This is a genomic window from Massilia timonae CCUG 45783 (assembly GCF_000315425.1).
GTDB lineage: Bacteria > Pseudomonadota > Gammaproteobacteria > Burkholderiales > Burkholderiaceae_D > Telluria > Telluria timonae.
Genome location: NZ_JH992924.1, coordinates 706718 through 720838, shown reverse-complemented (window position 1 = coordinate 720838; position 14121 = coordinate 706718). Strand labels below are relative to the sequence as shown.

Genomic DNA, 14121 nt, shown 5'->3' with positions numbered 1-14121 from the left:
GCGTCGTTATCGCTAGCGTATCAGTTCATGCGCACTGACGCATCTCAATGCATTGAGCAGGACATGGTTATATAGGTCAGGCCCGTGTTGGCTCAGCGGGCGGCCCCCCCGGCGGTCAGGAAATCGTCGATCAGCTCGACGGTGGCGTCCGGATTTTCTTCCATCATCCAGTGACCGGCGCCGGGCACGACGGCTTGCCGCACGTCGAGCGCGGCATTGCGCATCACCGTGGCCATCATCGGGCCGAACGATTTTTCGCCGCCCACCGCGAGCACCGGCATCGTGAGCTTGACCTTCGATGCGGCGCGGTTGTCGGCCACGTCGTGGGTGGCGATCGTGTTGAATTGCGCGAACGAGGCCCGCATGGCGCCGGGTTGCGCATACAGCCTGGTGTAGTAGGCCCGGGTGGCCTCGTCGACCTTGGCCGGGTCGGCGGCGAACTGGTTCCACAGGCGGTCCAGGAAGATGCGTTCGCGCCCGGCCACCAGGCGTTCGGCCTCCTTGCCGCCGAAATTGAAGTGCCACAGGCGCGGGTCGAGCACCAGCTCGTCCCACGGCGCCACCCCGGGCACGGGCGCGTCCATCACGACCAGCCGCGTCACCTTGTCCGGATAGCGCACCGCATAGGCATAGGCCACCATGGTGCCGATGTCGTGGCCGACCACGTCGGCCCGGTCCTGGCCGAGTCGCTCGACCACGGCGCGGATGTCGGCGGCCTGCGATTTCTTGTCGTAGCCGCCCGCCGCCTTCGACGACAGGCCCAGGCCGCGCAGGTCGGGCACGATGACGGTATGATTCCGGGCCAGGCGCGCGGCCAGCGGCCCCCACATGTCGCCGGTGTCGCCGAAACCGTGGATCAGCACCACCGCCGGCCCCTTGCCGCCGCTGCGGACGTGGATGGTGGCGCCGTCGGCGGTCTGGACGCTGGCCGTCTTGAAGCCCGCGGGCATCGACGGCTCGGCGGCCTGGGCCGCCAGCGCAAGGAAGCAAACGATGAAGGTGCAGCAGACTGAGCGGTACGTGTTCATGATCGTCTCCTCGTACGCGACACCGCCAGCGTAGCGCATTTATCCCGGCTTCACGCCTCCCGAAAGACTGGCACAATGCCCAGCTCGTCGCATTCGCACAACCTGTCTCATGGAAATTCTTTTCGACCACTACGCCGACGCCATTGCCCGACTGGACCTGGATGCCATCGCCGCGCCAGCCGGCATTCCAGAACACTTCCTGTTGGCACATGAAGGGCGTTACCGCAGCTATTACATCCCGTTCGAGTCGGTGAACCGCGCGGCGCGCGTGTTGGTGGTCGGCATCTCGCCCGGTTTCGTGCAGTGGAAGAATGCGATGCGCGAGGCGCAGCACCAGATGGCCACGGGCGCGTCACGCGACGCGCTGCTGGTGGCGGCGCGCCAGGCCGGCGCCTTCAGCGGCGCGATCCGGCCCAACTTCGTGGCCCTGCTCGATGCGATCGGGGTGCAGCGCTGGCTCGGCATCGCCAGCTGCGCCACGCTGTTCGGCCCGGATGCCGGGTTGGTCCATATCGGCGCCATCCTGCGCCATCCTGTGTTCGTCGACGGCAAGAACTACAGCGGCACGCCCGCCATGCCGCGCCACGCTTTTCTGCACGAGGAAACACTGCGCTACTTCGCGCATGAAGCGGCCATGCTGCCCGACGCCCTGTACATCCCGATGGGGGCCAGCGTCGGCGCAGGTCTGGACTGGCTGGCGGCGCAAGGCATGCTGACGGCGAGCCGCATCCTGCACGGCCTGCCCCACCCTTCCGGCGCGAACGCCGAGCGGGTCGCCTACTTCCTGGGCCGCAAGGAGCGTGTCGCGCTATCGGCCAAGACCAATGGCGCGCAGCTCGACGCGGCGCGCCAGGCCTTGCTGGCGCAGATGGCGGGGTTGATGGAAGGTCAGCGGATCTCGAGTTCGAAGGTGTCGACGCCGTCGACGCCGCCGCGCACGCGGTCGCCGGGCTTGAGCGCCGCCACGCCCGACGGCGTGCCCGAATAAATCAGGTCGCCCGGCGCCAGCGTCACGAAGCGCGACAGGTAGGCGATCACGTCGGCGATCGGCCAGATCAGCTCATTGAGGTTGCCTTCCTGGCGCAGGGCGCCGTTCACCTCCAGCCAGATACGGCCTTCGGCCGGATGGCCCACCGCGCTCACCGGATGCAGGGCGCTGCAGGGCGCCGAGGCGTCGAAACCCTTGGCCATGTCCCAGGGACGGCCGGTGTCCTTGGCTGCCGCCTGCAGGTCGCGCCGGGTCAGGTCCAGGCCCACGCCATAGCCCCATACCAGGTCGAGCGCATTGGCCGGGTCGACGTCGGCGCCGCCCGCGCCGAGCGCCACCACCAGTTCGATCTCGTGGTGCAGGTCACCGGTCGACGGCGGATACGGCACCGCGCCGCCGGCGGGCACCACGGCATCGGCCGGCTTGGAGAAGAAGAACGGCGGTTCGCGGTTCGGATCGCTCCCCATCTCGCGCGCGTGCGAGGCATAGTTGCGGCCGACGCAGAACACGCGGCGCACCGGGAAACGGCTGCTCGAACCGCTGACGGCCACCGAAGGCGTGGCGGGAGCGGTGAAGACGAATTCGGACATGCTCATCCTTTCATTGAGGGAAGCATGATCATACTACCGCCATCGCTGGCCGTGGCCCCAGGAAATACTCAGGCCGGCGCCATCGTCTCTTCGGATTCGGACGCCGAAGCCGGCTTGGGCGTCACCGGAGTCGATGCCGCCTCCGCCACCGCCGCGAGCGCCGCGCTCGATTCCAGGATGCGCACCAGCGCCGTCATGTCGACCGGCTTGACCAGGTGGTGGGCGAAGCCCGCCTGCAGCGCCCGCTCGCGGTCCTTGGCCTGGCCGTAGCCGGTCACCGCGACCGGCACCGTGGCCGCCGTCTCGGGCAGGGACCGCAGCGCCGAGGCCAGCTGGTAGCCGTCGACGTCGGGCAAGCCGATATCGATCAGCATCACGTCGGGCCGCTCGGCGCGCGCGCGGCGCAGGGCCGATTCGGCGTCGTACTCGACCGAGGTGGCGTGGCCCTGCACCTGCAGCAGGTTGGCCAGGCTGTCGGCGGCGTCGCTGTTGTCGTCCACGATCAGCACCCGCAGCTTGCGCTGCAGGACCGCGCGCGCGGCCTCGGGGTCGCCCGGCTGCATGTCGCCGCCGTCGCAGGCGCCCGTCACGCAGGGCAAGGTGAGCGTGAAGGTGCTGCCCAAGCCGACGCCGTCGCTGTGCGCGGCCACCTCGCCCTCGTGCAGGTCGATCAGGCGCTTGACCAGGGTCAGGCCCAGCCCGAGCCCGCCCTGCGAGCGCGCCAGCGTGCGCGCACCTTGCGTGAACAGGTCGAACACGCTCGGCACCAGGTCGGGCGGCATGCCCGAGCCGTTGTCGCGCACGCGCAAGACCATGCTACCGTCGACCGCCTCGAGGGCGAGCACGAGCTGGCCGCCTTTCTGCGTGTACTTGGCGGCGTTATTGACGATATTGGCCACGCTCTGCACCAGGCGCGTGTGGTCGCCGCGCACCCACACCGGGGTCTCGGGCAGCTCCACCCGCACCTGGTGCGCTTTTTCCAGCACCAGCGGGCGGGTCTGGTCGAGCGCCCCGGTCACCACCTCGCGGAAGTCGACCGTCGCCAGCTTGAGCTTGACCAGGCCGCGCGTCACGCGCGAGACGTCCAGCAGGTCGTCGATCAGGCGGCTCATGTGCTTGACCTGGCGGCTGATGATGGAACTGGTCTGGCAGATGCGCGGCTCGGCGGAGAACTGCATGCTCAGCAGGCTGGCCGAGCTGCTGATCGGCGCCAGGGGATTGCGCAGCTCGTGCGCCAGCATGGCCAGGAATTCGTCCTTGGCATTGCTGAGACGCTCGGCCTGCACCCGCGCCAGACGCTCGCTCTGCAGCAGCGCGTCACGCTCCAGCGCCGCATCGCGCAGGGTTTCCTCGAGGCGCGAGCGGCGCACCACCTCGCGCGTGTGGCGCGCCACATCCTCGGCCATCGCGGTTTCTTGCTCGGTCCAGTGGCGCGCGGACGGCTCGTGCAGGTAGAACACGGCAGCCAGGCGCGCTTCCTCGATGATCGGCACGATCACCACCGCGCGCGCGCCGATGCCGGCATAGGCCGCGGCGCACGGCGCCGAGCGGGGGTCGGCCGCGACGTCGTCGATGCGCACGGTGCGGCCCTGGCGCAGCATGGCGGCAATCTCGGGCCCGAAATCGTCCAGCACATGCGACATGCCGCCCAGGCTGGCCATGCGGCCGTCGGTCCAGTCACGGTCGACGTTCACGGTGCGGCCGGTGGGATCGATCTCGCCATAGCCGACGCGCGCCGCGCCCAGGGTCTGCCCGGTCATGGCGCTGGTGGCCTTGATGATGTGGATGGCGTCGTCCAGGCCTTCGAGGGTCTCGCCCAGCTTCTGGTGAAAAGCGTGGCGGTGCTCGGACAATACGTCGGACGTGGTCTCGGTGAGCACGCAATAGACGCCGGCCACCTGCCCCGCATGGCGCACCGGCGACAGCGAGACGGAAAAGAAACGCCGCTCGCGCTTGCCGTTGCGCTCGAACTCCATCAGGGCGTGCTGGAGCTGGGTCGCTTCGCCGGCCAGCACGAGGTCGAAATACGGACGCATGCGCTCCCACAGCTCGGGCCGGACGCTGGCGTACGGCGCGCCATGCGCGCCAGGGTGCTTGTCGCCCAGCAGGTCGGAATAGGCGTCGTTGTAGAACAGGCGCAGGTCGTGGCCCATGGCCAGGAACATCGGAAAGCGCGATGCCAGGATCAGGTCGAAGATGGCGCGCAGGCCTTCGGGCCAGGAGTTTGGCTCCAACTGCGCAGGCTCGGACTGCGCCGGCTCTCCCAGCGCCAGGCCGCCGACGGCCGCCGGCGGGAAACTGCTCAGATTGCTCATCAGGATTGCCCAGTATGGTTCTCGCGAAGCTGGCTGGGCTTAATACACTGGAACGTTTCCCCTCACGTTCTTATTGCCCCGCCGCCAACATTTTCTTATTGTCGGCGATTATAACGAGCAAACAGAATGGGCTGCGCCCGTTACACATCCGTGACTTTTGGTGGTTGTATCTATGGCACAATCAATAGATCTCGGCGGCCGCGGCCCGCACAGCCGTCAAGAGCAGGTCGGCGCCCGGCGACAGCAGGTGGTCTTGCTGGCGGATGATGCCGAAGGCATCCATCTTGCATGGCAGCTCGATCGGCAGGATGCGCATCACGTTCAGCGAGGCATAGTACTGCGCCACCTCCTGCGGCATCACGTGCAGGGCGTCGGTCTGCTGCAGCAGCGCCGTCACTACCAGGATCGCGGTGGTATCGACCACGTTGCCGGGTGGCGGCAACCCAACGCGCCGGAACATCATGTCGAAGCGGTGGCGCAGGATGCTGCCGGGCGACGGCAGGATCCACGGCCGGGCGGCGATGTCCTCGAGCGTCAGGCCGCGCCGCTCCAGCAGCGGATGGCCGGGGCGGACGACGGCGCAGGCCGGCTCCTCGCTCAGCTCTTCGTAGATCAGGCCCGTCGAATCCTCTTTGTCCAGGATGCGGCCGATCATGAAGTCGAGGGCGCCGTGCTTGAGCTTGTCGAGCAATACGTTACTGGATTCGAGCTGCACGCCGATGCGCAGCAGCGGCGCCTGCTCCTTGATGCGCGCGATCGCGCGCGGCAGCAGCGCCATCGCCGGCGCCATGATGACGCCCACCTCCACCTGCCCCGCCAGCCCGGCCTTGAGCGCGACGATGTCGTCGTGCGCCAGCGCCAGGCTGGTGAGCGCCATGCGCGCGTGGCGGATCATGGTCTCGCCGTAGATGGTCGGCTCCATCCCGCGCGGCAGGCGCTCGAACAGGCGCACGTCGAGCATCTCTTCCAGGTCCTTGACCTGCTTGGACGCCGCCGGCTGCGTCATGTGCAGCTCCTCGGCCGCGCGGTGGATGTTGCGGTAGTCGTCCAGCGCGATCAGCAGCAGCAGCTGGCGCGTCTTGAGGCGCGCCTTCAGGAACCAGTTCGGGTTTGTCGTATCCATCAGGAAATCATATCAGCGTGGACGGCGGCCCGGCGGCGAGTCATGTCGATTTGAACGCCATCACGCGTTGCACCACGCAGAACACGAACAGCAGGCCGCCGATCACGATCCTGGTCCACCACGAGCTGAGCGTGCCGTCGAAGGCGATCAGGGTCTGGATCGTGCCCAGCACCAGCACGCCGGACAGCGCGCCGAGGATGTAGCCGTAGCCGCCGGTGAGCAGGGTGCCGCCGATGACGACCGCGGCGATCGCATCGAGCTCCGTGCCCTGCGCATGCAAGCCGTAGCCGGACAGCATGTAGAACGCGAACAGCAGGCCCGCCAGCGAGGCGCAGAAACCGCTGAAGGCATACACCAGGATCTTGGTGCGGGCGACCGCCAGGCCCATCATCGCCGCCGACTGCTCGTTGCCGCCGACTGCGTACACGGCGCGCCCGAAAGCGCTGTAGTGGGCCAGCCAGACCGCGCAGGCCAGCATGGCGAGCGCGATCAGGGCGCCGGGCGAGAGAAAGCCGCCGAAGAACGGGATTTGCGTCTGCGACATCGCCACGAACAGCGGATCCTCGATCGTGATCGACTCGATGCTGATCAGGTAGCACAGGCCGCGCGCCAGGAACATGCCGGCCAGGGTGACGATGAAGGGCTGCAGGCGGAAGTAATGAATGACGGCCCCCATGCCGCCGCCGAACAGGAAGCCCAGCGCCAGCACGGTGGCGATTACCGCCAGCGGCGGCCAATGCGCCACCTGCAGCAGCCAGGCCGCGATCATGGTCGACAGCGCCAGCACGGCGCCGACCGACAGGTCGATCCCGCCCGAGAGGATCACGAAGCCCATGCCGATCGCAATCACCAGGAGGAAGGCGTTGTCGATCAGGAGGTTGAGCATCACCTGCAGCGACAGGAATCCTTCATACAGGGCGCCGCCGATCAGCAGCATCGCGGCCAGCAACACCACCGTGACCAGCGAGGTGAAGGACGGCGCGCTTGACAGCTTGCGTGCGTGCTCGACGACCGCGTTCATGCCGCCCTCCGCTTCCACAGGCGCTTGAACTGGTCCGACTGCGACATACAGACCAGGAACACGACGACCGACTTGACGACCATATTGACCTCGGGCGGCACGCCCAGCGAATAGATGGTGTAGGTGAGCGTCTGGATGATCAGCGCACCGACGATGGAGCCGGCCAGGCTGAACTTGCCGCCGGCGAGCGAGGTGCCGCCCAGGGTCACGGCCAGGATGGCGTCGAGTTCGAGCATCAGGCCGGCGTTGTTGGCGTCGGCGCTCTTGACGTTGGAACTGATCATCAAGCCCGCCATGCCGGCGCAGGCGGCGGCGAACACGTAGACGAACACGATCAGGGCCGCGGTGCGGATGCCGGCCAGGCGCGCCGCAACAGGATTAACCCCAACAGCCTGGATGAACAGCCCGAGCGCGGTGTGGCGCAGCAGCAGCGCGGTGACGCCGGCTACCGCCGCCACCACGAACAGCGCGAACGGCAACCCGAACAGGTAGCCGCTGCCCAGGAAGAAGAACGGCTGATAATAGACGGTGACGATCTGGCCGTCGGTCAGCAACTGGGCCAGGCCGCGTCCCGCCACCATCAGGATCAGGGTGGCGACGATGGGCTGCAGGCCCAGGCCGGCGACGAGCAGACCATTCCACAGGCCGCATAGCAGCGCGACGCCGAAGGCGGCGGCCATCGCCAGCAGCATCGGCGTCTCGGCCACATAGACCGGCACGCCGTCCTGGATCACCATCGTCCCGCCAACCAGCATCGACGCCACGGTGCCGGACAAGGCCACCACGGCGCCGACCGAGATGTCGATGCCGCGCGTGGCGATCACCAAGGTCATGCCGATCGCCGCCAGCATCAGCGGCGCGGCGCGGTTGACGATGTCGACCAGGGAGCCGTACAGGTGGCCGTCCTTGATCTCCAGGCGGAAGAAGCCAGGGATCAGCAGGAAGTCGATCAGCAGCAGCGCGGCCAGCGCGGCCAGGGGGCGGAACAGGTGATGTCCTGTTGCGCGCGCGAGCAACGAGGCGGGTACGGGTGCGTTCGGCTTCGTGGCCGGGGTGGCCGCCGCCACGGGCGCTTGTTCCTTGACGATCATCGGCAGCCCTCCCCTGCGATCACGTGCAGCACCGAGCTGTCGTCCAGCTCACCACGGCGGTACTCGCCGCAGGCCTTGCGGTCGCGCATGACGACGATCCGGTCGGAGACGCGCAGCACCTCGGGCAGTTCGGACGAGATGAACAGGATGGCCATGCCTTTGCGGCACAGCGTGGTGACATAGTCCATGATTTCCTGCTTTGCCCGCACGTCGATGCCGCGTGTGGGTTCGTCGAGGATCATCAGCCTGGGCTCGGTGGCCAGCCAGCGCGCCAGCAGCACTTTTTGCTGGTTGCCGCCCGAGAGCGTGCCGATCGGCGTTTCGATACTCGCCGTCTTGATCCCCAATTGTTTAACGTAGTAATCGGCCAGCGCCTGCTGGCGCCGCAGCGGGATCGCGCGCAGCAATCCCTGGCGCGCCTGCAGGGCCAGGATCAGGTTTTCGCGCACCGACAAGTCGAGGATCGCGCCCTCGTGCTTGCGGTCTTCGGAGCAGAAGCCGATGCCCTCGCGGATCGCATCGCGTGGGGTGGCGAAGGTGGTCGAACGGCCGCCGATCTCGATCGCGCCATCGTCCGCCTTGTCGGCGCCGAACAGCAGGCGCGCGGTCTCGGTGCGGCCGGAACCCAGCAGGCCGGCAAGGCCCAGCAGTTCGCCCTGCTTGATGGTCAGGTCGAGCGGCGCCAGCACGCCGCGGCGTGCGAGTTCTTTTGTGCGCAGCAGGGTCGGGCCGGCCTGGTGGCCCTCTTCCATGCAGGTCTGCGGCTGCTCCCGGGTGTCGGCAGCCACGCCGATCATCTTGTTCACCAGCGCCAGGCGCGACAGCTCGCTGCACAGGTATTCGCCTTCGCGCTCGCCATTGCGCATCACCGTGATGCGGTCCGAGATCGCATAGGTCTGCTCGAGGAAGTGGGTGACGAACAGGATCGCCATGCCCTGCTCGCGCAGGGTTTTCAAGACCGAGAACAGCAGCTGCACCTCGGCCTCGTCGAGACTGGACGTGGGTTCGTCGAGGATCAGCACCTTGGCCGAGATGTTCAGCGCACGGGCGATGGCCACCATCTGCTGGATCGCCAGCGGATAGCTGGCCAGTGGCCGCTTGACGTCGACATTCACCTGCAAACGCGCCAGCAGTTCGGCGGCGTCGCGACGCATCCTGCGCCAGTCGATCATGCCGAAGCGGCGCGGATAGCGGCCGATGAAGATGTTCTCGGCGACCGACAGGTTCGGGCACAGGTTCACTTCCTGGTACACCGTGCTGATGCCGAGTTCCTGGGCGTGCTGGGTCGAGCGCGGCTCGATGCGCTCGCCATCGAGCACGATGCTGCCGCGCTCCGGCTGGTAGACGCCCGTCAGCACCTTGATCAGGGTGGATTTGCCGGCCCCGTTCTGGCCCATCAGGGTATGGACTTCGCCCGGATACAGGCGCAGGCCGGCATCCGACAGCGCTTTCACGCCGGGAAAAAGCTTATGGATGCCGGTGACGTCGAGCACCGGCAGCGCCGTGGTCGAGGCGAGCATGGCCGCCTCAATATTTGCGGTTCGGGAATTCCTTGGCTGCGACTTCGGCCGGGAAGACACCTTCTTGCACCACGATGCGCTTCGGCACCGGCTTGCCGGCCTTGACCGCCTTGGCCGCTTCCATCAGCTGCGGGCCGAGCAGCGGATTGCATTCGACGGTCACGTTCAGCTTACCCTGCAACATCGCCTCGAACGCGCCGCGCACGCCGTCGATCGATACGACCAGGATGTCCTTGCCCGGCTTGAAGCCCGCTTCCTCGATCGCCTGGATGGCGCCGATCGCCATGTCGTCGTTGTGCGCATACAGTACGGTGATGTTCTTGCCCTCGGACTTGAGGAAGGCTTCCATCACCTCCTTGCCCTTGGCGCGGGTGAAGTCGCCGGTCTGGGAACGGATGATCTTCAGTCGCGGTTCAAGCTTCATGACTTCCGCGAAGCCGGCCTTGCGGTCGATGGCCGGGGCCGAGCCGACAGTGCCCTGCAGCTCGACGATGTTATAGGCGCGATTCGGGTTCTTCTTCGCGTGTTCCACCAGCCAGCGCGCGGCGCGGCGGCCCTCTTCCACGAAGTCGGAACCGAGGAAGGTGACGTACAGCGACTCGTCGCTGACCTTGACGCCGCGGTCGGTCAGGATGACGGGGATGTTGGCGCGCTTGGCTTCGCGCAGCACGGTGTCCCAGCCGGATTCCACGACCGGAGAGAAGGCGATGACGTCGACGCGCTGGGCGATGAAGGAGCGGATCGCTTTCACCTGGTTTTCCTGGCGTTGCTGGGCGTCGGCAAACTTGAGGTTGATGCCGGCCTTTTTGGCGGCGTCCTTGATGGAGGCGGTGTTGGCGGTGCGCCATTCGCTTTCGGCGCCGACTTGCGAGAAGCCGATGGTGAGGGGCTTGGCGGCGAAGGCCGCGTTGAGCGGCACAACGGTTGCGGCCACAGGCGCGGCAACTGCGACGCCCAGGAAATTCCTGCGGGTGAGGCTCATCACTTTGTCTCCGGTATTGTTGTTCTGCAATCCTAGGCCAAACTGAGATACTGTTCCAATCACTTTTTTGATAATTGTGATACGGTTTTCGGCATCAACAACTATCGCAACAGCCTAAGCCCGTACAAGCCGCCGGCAATCGATCCGGGCTTGGCCACGAACCGCACGCTGAGCTTTCCGTTCGTCTTCATGCGTACCGCATCAGGGATTGGGTAATCGACCGTATAGATGTATTCCTGCGCATCGGCCGTCAACGTCACGTTCGCCAGCGCCTGCCCGTTGACGAGGATGTCGAACCGCCGCCCCGCGTCCGCCTTCGCGAAGGCCAGGCGCAGCACCCTGGCTTCCTTCTTCGGATCGTTCAGCTCATAGCTGAACCACGCTGTCGCATGGCGCCAGCGCCGCCCATGATTGATCCCGGCATCGATGCCCTCGCCCTTGAAGAAGTGATCCGACTCCGGCTGCTGCTCGCCCGGCGCCACCTGGTCGATGGTCCTCGCATAGAGCGCGATTCGGTCCGCCTCGCGCTCCGCGTTCGCGGCCTGCTGCGCCTCCAGGTCATCCGGCGTGGCATGCTGCCAGTACATCGTGTAGCGCGATTCGTGCAGGCGGAAGAAAGGAATGAACTCGGTGCGCGGCCCATCCGCGCCATGCACCAACCCCGGCGCCGTGAACGTCAGCGGCTTGCCGGCTACCGGTATGAAGCGCGCAATGAAATCGGTCGAATCGCTGACGAACATCGGCGCCGACGCCAAAGGACAGGTCGGCCCCGAGGCGATATGCCCCATGCGCGAGTCATCGGCCAGGTAATTCAGCTTGTCGTCGCCGACCATGCGCGTGCGCGCCGCCAGCACGACCGGCCCGTGCAGCACGGCGTAGTAATTCGACCTGCCCGGCATTTGCTCGAGATGCGTCGTCATCGGCAGCCGCACGTCGACCCGGTCGCCCTTGCGCCAGGCGCGCGCTATCGTCGCATAGCCGCCTGGCCGGGCGTCGATCTTCACCTCTGCGCCGTTGACCCGCACCGCCATCCGGCCCGGCGCTACCCACGCCGGGTAGCGGATCTTCATCGTGAACCGGCCCTCGCCATCGACCGTCAGGCGCGTGGTGTCGGCATCAGGGAACGTCGTCGCCTGAGTGACCCTGACGCCCTTGTCTTTCCAGTCCAGGGTCGAGGCGACGAACAGGTTCACGAACAGCGTGTCCTTGTCGCGGGCGTAGATGAATTCACCGTATTTGGCGTGGCTTTCGATGCCCGAGCCGACGCAGCACCACATGCCCTTGTCCACCTGCGAATACACGCGGTAGTGGTTCGGCCGCATCGGCGTGAAGTAGACGAAGCCGCCTTCCGGCCGCTGCGACGACAGGATATGGTTGTACAGCGCCCGCTCGTAGTAGTCGCTGTACATACCCTTTTGCTCCGACCGGAACAGCATCCCGGTCAGCTTCAGCATGTTATAGGTGTTGCAGGTCTCCGGCCCCTCGACCTCGTGCACCATGGGATCGAAATCGTCGGTGCTGTGGAAATGCTCCTTGACGCTGTTGCCGCCGATGGCGACCGTGCGCTTGTCGACCACGGTCTGCCAGAAGAAGCGCGCAGCTTCTCCCATGTCCTGCCGTCCCGTCATGTCGGCGATGCGCTTGAAGCCGATCACCTTCGGGATCTGGGTATTCGCATGCAGTCCGGTCAGCTGGTCCTGCTTTCGCGCCAGCGGCTGTAACACAGCCTGGTGCGAAAAAGCCAGCGCCAGGTCGAGGTATTTGCGCTCGCCCGTCATCTCGGCCACGTCGACGAATATCTCGTTCATGCCGCCATGCTCGCTGCGCAGCATGGTCTGCATCTGCTCGGGCGACAGCTTCGCGCTCAATGCCAGCGCCCAGTCGGACAGTTGCACCAGCATGGCCTTCGCATCCTCGTTGCCGGCGTAACGATAGGCGTCGCGCAAGCCGGCGTACACCTTGTGCAGGTTATACCAGGGCACCCACTTGCCGTTGACCGAGAAGTTGTCGGCTTCCAGCTTGCCGGCCGCGATGTCGCGCCAGGCCTGGCGTCCGCCGGGAATGCCGCCGAGATAGCCGTCGCCGTTGGCCTGCTGTGCGCGTTTGAGCTCGGCCACGAAATAGTTCAGGCGGCGCAAGGCTTCCTGGTCGCCGGTCGACGCATGCATGAGCGCCAGCGCCGACAGGTAATGGCCGCCCATATGGCCATCCAGTCCGGTCGACTCCCAGTTGCCGTAGCTGGGCTGGCGCGGCTGCAAGCCGGCCTCGCGCAGGAACGGCGCCAGCAGGCGGTCGGGCTCCATCGCCATCAGGTAGTTCAGGTTGGTGGTCTGGGCGTCGAGGAAGGGACCAGGGCCCAGGCGCACGGCGGACAGCGGAAACAGCTCGGCCGCCTGCGCCCAGGCGCCGGCGACCATCAGGCTCAAGGCGGCGAGTTGGATTTTCATTGTTGCAGCACGCTCTGGTAGCGGTTCAGGTCCTTCTGGTCGAGCACGGGCCAGCCGTCCCCGTCCCACGTCATCTCCAGCACCTTCAGCTTCTGCCGGTACTTATCAAAGGTCTCGTAGGCGTGCAGCACCATATAGTCCTTGCCGTCGAAGGTATAGGCGCTGTTGTGGCCGAGCGCCTGCCAGTCGCCGTCGCCCTGGATCACGAGCGAACCGCCGCCCCTGGCCATGTCGACGCCGTTGCGGTCGAGGTAGGGGCCGGTGACGCTCTTCGACCGCCCCACCACCACCTTGTAGGTGCTGTCCTTGCCCTTGCAGCACAGGTCCCAGGACGCGAACAGGTAGTACCAGCCGTTCTTCGGGAAGATGAACGGGGCCTCGATCTGCGCCGGCGCGGCTTCTTCGTCCGGCGTGAAGGCCGGACGCTCGCGGCGGGCGATCGTGCGCCACTCCTGCGGTTCGGCCAGGCGGGTGCGGCTGGCGTCGAGCTTCACCAGTTTGAGACCGCCCCAGAACGAGCCGAACGACATCCACGGCGTGCCCTTGTCGTCGTCGATCACGTGCGAGTCGATCGCATTCCACAGGTCGCGGCCCGGGACCGATTGCACCACCAGTCCCTGGTCTTCCCATTTGTAGCCGGGCGCACGCGGGTCCAGCGTGCTGTTGACGGTCACGCCAATGGCCGAGGTGTTCTTGCCGAAGCCGGACACCGAGTAGTACAGGTAGTACTTGCCGTCATGATGATAAATGTCGGGCGCCCAGACATGGCCGTTGAAGCTCGGCGCGGCCTTCGTCGCCCACGCCGGGCCTTCCGGGAATACGCGTCCTTCCGGCTTCCACGTCTTCATGTCGCCCGAGCTGTAGAAGGTGATGCCGGGGCCGGTGCTGAACAGGTAGTAGCGATCCTTCTCCTTCGCCATCACCGGGTCGTGCACGCCGACCTGGGCGGCGTATGCCGCACCGGTCAGCGCGGCCAGTGCGGAAAATACCGCCATCGCTACAGCCGCGATTGCGCG

At 66.5% G+C, this 14121-nt stretch carries 11 protein-coding genes; 1 reads left to right on the top strand and 10 read right to left on the bottom strand.

Annotation, left to right across the window (positions count from 1 at the left end):
- Window positions 1-92: 92 nt before the first annotated feature.
- Window positions 93-1028, bottom strand: coding sequence for an alpha/beta fold hydrolase (locus tag HMPREF9710_RS18295; protein WP_005668750.1), 936 nt, complete (start codon window positions 1026-1028; stop codon window positions 93-95).
- Between the two features lie 109 nt (window positions 1029-1137).
- On the opposite strand from HMPREF9710_RS18295, the gene HMPREF9710_RS18290 reads away from it, so the two are divergent.
- Window positions 1138-2016, top strand: coding sequence for a hypothetical protein (locus HMPREF9710_RS18290; RefSeq protein ID WP_005668749.1), 879 nt, complete (start codon window positions 1138-1140; stop codon window positions 2014-2016).
- On the opposite strand, the gene HMPREF9710_RS18285 is transcribed toward HMPREF9710_RS18290, so the two are convergent.
- The 9 genes from HMPREF9710_RS18285 to HMPREF9710_RS18245 all read right to left on the bottom strand — a co-directional run bounded on the left by HMPREF9710_RS18285 (window position 1917) and on the right by HMPREF9710_RS18245 (window position 14100).
- Window positions 1917-2606, bottom strand: a complete 690-nt coding sequence (locus HMPREF9710_RS18285) for a fumarylacetoacetate hydrolase family protein (protein ID WP_005668748.1) — start codon at window positions 2604-2606, stop codon at window positions 1917-1919. The genes HMPREF9710_RS18290 and HMPREF9710_RS18285 overlap by 100 nt on opposite strands.
- A gap of 68 nt (window positions 2607-2674) precedes the next feature.
- Window positions 2675-4921 carry a hybrid sensor histidine kinase/response regulator gene (locus HMPREF9710_RS18280; RefSeq protein ID WP_005668747.1) on the bottom strand — a complete coding sequence of 749 codons (2247 nt, stop codon included), beginning with the start codon at window positions 4919-4921 and terminating at the stop codon, window positions 2675-2677.
- A gap of 181 nt (window positions 4922-5102) precedes the next feature.
- Complete coding sequence (locus HMPREF9710_RS18275) at window positions 5103-6044, bottom strand: LysR family transcriptional regulator (RefSeq protein WP_005668746.1); 942 nt, start codon at window positions 6042-6044, stop codon at window positions 5103-5105.
- A 40-nt stretch (window positions 6045-6084) separates the two neighbouring features.
- On the bottom strand, window positions 6085-7065 hold the full coding sequence (gene yjfF / locus HMPREF9710_RS18270) for a galactofuranose ABC transporter, permease protein YjfF (protein ID WP_005668745.1): 981 nt from the start codon (window positions 7063-7065) through the stop codon (window positions 6085-6087).
- Window positions 7062-8156, bottom strand: a complete 1095-nt coding sequence (locus HMPREF9710_RS18265; RefSeq protein ID WP_005668744.1) for an ABC transporter permease — start codon at window positions 8154-8156, stop codon at window positions 7062-7064. The genes yjfF and HMPREF9710_RS18265 overlap by 4 nt, the downstream gene beginning before the upstream one ends.
- Window positions 8153-9676 (bottom strand): sugar ABC transporter ATP-binding protein, encoded by a 1524-nt coding sequence (locus HMPREF9710_RS18260; protein WP_005668743.1) that lies wholly within the window; start codon window positions 9674-9676, stop codon window positions 8153-8155. Before HMPREF9710_RS18260 ends, HMPREF9710_RS18265 begins: the two co-directional genes overlap by 4 nt.
- 7 nt (window positions 9677-9683) lie before the next feature.
- Window positions 9684-10658 carry an ABC transporter substrate-binding protein gene (locus HMPREF9710_RS18255; protein WP_005668742.1) on the bottom strand — a complete coding sequence of 325 codons (975 nt, stop codon included), beginning with the start codon at window positions 10656-10658 and terminating at the stop codon, window positions 9684-9686.
- 101 nt (window positions 10659-10759) lie between these two features.
- Window positions 10760-13105, bottom strand: coding sequence for a glycoside hydrolase family 127 protein (locus HMPREF9710_RS18250; protein ID WP_005668741.1), 2346 nt, complete (start codon window positions 13103-13105; stop codon window positions 10760-10762).
- A complete protein-coding gene (locus HMPREF9710_RS18245) occupies window positions 13102-14100 on the bottom strand; it encodes an arabinan endo-1,5-alpha-L-arabinosidase (protein WP_040777041.1) in 999 nt (332 codons plus the stop codon). Before HMPREF9710_RS18245 ends, HMPREF9710_RS18250 begins: the two co-directional genes overlap by 4 nt.
- Window positions 14101-14121: the final 21 nt, after the last annotated feature.

What these genes read in the sequence shown, in the direction of transcription:
- HMPREF9710_RS18265 (WP_005668744.1), bottom strand. Translation starts at nt 8,156, where the DNA reads ATGATCGTCAAGGAACAAGCGCCCGTGGCGGCGGCCACCCCGGCCACG.
- HMPREF9710_RS18245 (WP_040777041.1), bottom strand. Translation starts at nt 14,100, where the DNA reads ATGGCGGTATTTTCCGCACTGGCCGCGCTGACCGGTGCGGCATACGCC.
- HMPREF9710_RS18255 (WP_005668742.1), bottom strand. Translation starts at nt 10,658, where the DNA reads ATGAGCCTCACCCGCAGGAATTTCCTGGGCGTCGCAGTTGCCGCGCCT.
- HMPREF9710_RS18290 (WP_005668749.1), top strand. Translation starts at nt 1,138, where the DNA reads ATGGAAATTCTTTTCGACCACTACGCCGACGCCATTGCCCGACTGGAC.
- yjfF (WP_005668745.1), bottom strand. Translation starts at nt 7,065, where the DNA reads ATGAACGCGGTCGTCGAGCACGCACGCAAGCTGTCAAGCGCGCCGTCC.
- HMPREF9710_RS18280 (WP_005668747.1), bottom strand. Translation starts at nt 4,921, where the DNA reads ATGAGCAATCTGAGCAGTTTCCCGCCGGCGGCCGTCGGCGGCCTGGCG.
- HMPREF9710_RS18295 (WP_005668750.1), bottom strand. Translation starts at nt 1,028, where the DNA reads ATGAACACGTACCGCTCAGTCTGCTGCACCTTCATCGTTTGCTTCCTT.
- HMPREF9710_RS18250 (WP_005668741.1), bottom strand. Translation starts at nt 13,105, where the DNA reads ATGAAAATCCAACTCGCCGCCTTGAGCCTGATGGTCGCCGGCGCCTGG.
- HMPREF9710_RS18260 (WP_005668743.1), bottom strand. Translation starts at nt 9,676, where the DNA reads ATGCTCGCCTCGACCACGGCGCTGCCGGTGCTCGACGTCACCGGCATC.
- HMPREF9710_RS18285 (WP_005668748.1), bottom strand. Translation starts at nt 2,606, where the DNA reads ATGTCCGAATTCGTCTTCACCGCTCCCGCCACGCCTTCGGTGGCCGTC.
- HMPREF9710_RS18275 (WP_005668746.1), bottom strand. Translation starts at nt 6,044, where the DNA reads ATGGATACGACAAACCCGAACTGGTTCCTGAAGGCGCGCCTCAAGACG.